The following is a 1,828-nucleotide window of genomic DNA, read 5'->3' on the forward strand; positions in this document are numbered from 1 at the left end:
GCCCCGCGGCGGCAGCGGCCGGCGCGGGCCCGCGCCGTACGGCCTCCGGCTCCATCGCCGTACAGGGCGCGAAGGCGCGGGTGGCGCGCGCGGGGCGGATCTATGTGGAGGGGCGGCACGACGCGGAGCTGGTCGAGAAGGTGTGGGGCGACGATCTGCGCATCGAGGGCGTGGTCGTGGAGTACCTGGAGGGCGTGGACGATCTGCCCGCCGTCGTACGGGACTTCGCGCCCGGCGCGGACGCGCGGCTCGGGGTGCTCGTCGACCACCTGGTGCCGGGCTCGAAGGAGTCGCGCATCGCGGCGGAGATCACGGACGAGCATGTGCTCGTGGTCGGCCACCCCTACATCGACGTCTGGGAGGCGGTGAAGCCCTCGGCCCTCGGCATCGACGCCTGGCCGCGGGTGCCGCGCGGGCAGGACTGGAAGACCGGGGTGTGCCGCGCGCTGGGCTGGGAGGAGAACACCGGCGCGGCATGGCAGCGGATCCTGTCCCACGTCCGCGACTACCGGGATCTGGAACCGGCCCTGCTGGGCCGGGTGGAACAGCTCATCGACCATGTGACGGTGGGCTTCTCGTAGACGGGCGCCCCTTCCGGGAGCGCCACGGGCGCGGTCCGCGGGCGGCGGCGCACGGGCGCCGTCCGCGGCACCGGCACACGTCGCGGACAATGGACGTATGCCCTCCGCACTGCCCGACGGCGAGCCCGTGCCCGAAAGCGGCGCTCTGCCGGACGACGCCCTCGCCGGACGCGACGCCCGTCCGCTGGGGTTCTATCTGCATGTGCCGTACTGCGCGACGCGGTGCGGCTACTGCGACTTCAACACCTACACCGCCGCCGAACTGCGCGGCTCCGGCGGCGTGCTCGCCTCGCGCGAGAACTACGCGGCCACCCTCGCCGACGAGATCCGCCTCGCCCGCAAGGTGCTCGGCGACGATCCGCGTCCCGCCGCCACGGTCTTCGTCGGGGGCGGCACGCCCACGCTGCTGCCGCCGGAGGACCTCGGCGCGATGCTGGCGGCCGTACGGGAGGAGTTCGGGCTCGCGGCGGACGCGGAGGTGACCTGCGAGGCGAATCCGGAGTCCGTGGACCCGGCGTATCTGGAACGGCTGCGTGCGGCGGGCTTCAACCGGATCTCGTTCGGCATGCAGAGCGCACGCCCTCATGTGCTGAGCGTCCTGGACCGCCGGCACACGCCCGGACGTCCCGAGGCGTGCGTCGCGGAGGCTCGGGCGGCGGGCTTCGCACACGTCAACCTCGATCTGATCTACGGCACGCCCGGCGAGAGCGACGCGGACTGGCGGGCCTCGCTGGACGCCGCGCTGGGCGCCGGTCCCGACCATGTCTCGGCGTACGCGCTGATCGTCGAGGAGGGCACCCAGCTCGCCCGCCGCATCCGGCGCGGCGAGGTGCCGCCGACGGACGACGACCAGCACGCGGACCGCTATCTCATCGCGGAGGAGGCCCTCTCCGCGGCCGGCATGCGCTGGTACGAGGTCTCCAACTGGGCCACGGCCGGGGACACTTCGGCACGCTGCCGCCACAACGAGCTGTACTGGACGGGCGCCGACTGGTGGGGCGCGGGTCCCGGCGCGCACTCCCATGTGGGCGGCGTGCGCTGGTGGAACGTGAAGCATCCCGCGGCCTACGCACAGGCGCTCGGCGAGGGCCGCTCCCCCGGCGCGGGCCGTGAGGTGCTCGGCGCGGAGGACAGGCGGGTGGAGCGCATCCTGCTGGAGCTGCGCCTCGCGGCGGGCTGCCCGCTCGCGCTGCTCGCCCCCGACGGAGCGCGCGCCGCCGAACGCGCCCTCGCGGACGGGCTGTTGG

2 protein-coding genes are annotated in these 1,828 nt (G+C 74.5%); both read left to right on the plus strand.

What is annotated here, in order from left to right; genetic code table 11:
* The coding region (locus AN218_RS29810) for a DUF3097 family protein (protein WP_070020172.1) at positions 1–581 on the plus strand (581 nt) is incomplete at its 5' end.
* Positions 582–678: 97 nt separating this feature from the next.
* Positions 679–1,828, plus strand: a 1,150-nt coding sequence (gene hemW, locus AN218_RS29815) for a radical SAM family heme chaperone HemW (protein ID WP_070020173.1), incomplete at its 3' end; no start/stop codon positions are given.

This window comes from Streptomyces nanshensis, assembly GCF_001751255.1.
Lineage (GTDB): Bacteria > Actinomycetota > Actinomycetes > Streptomycetales > Streptomycetaceae > Streptomyces > Streptomyces nanshensis_A.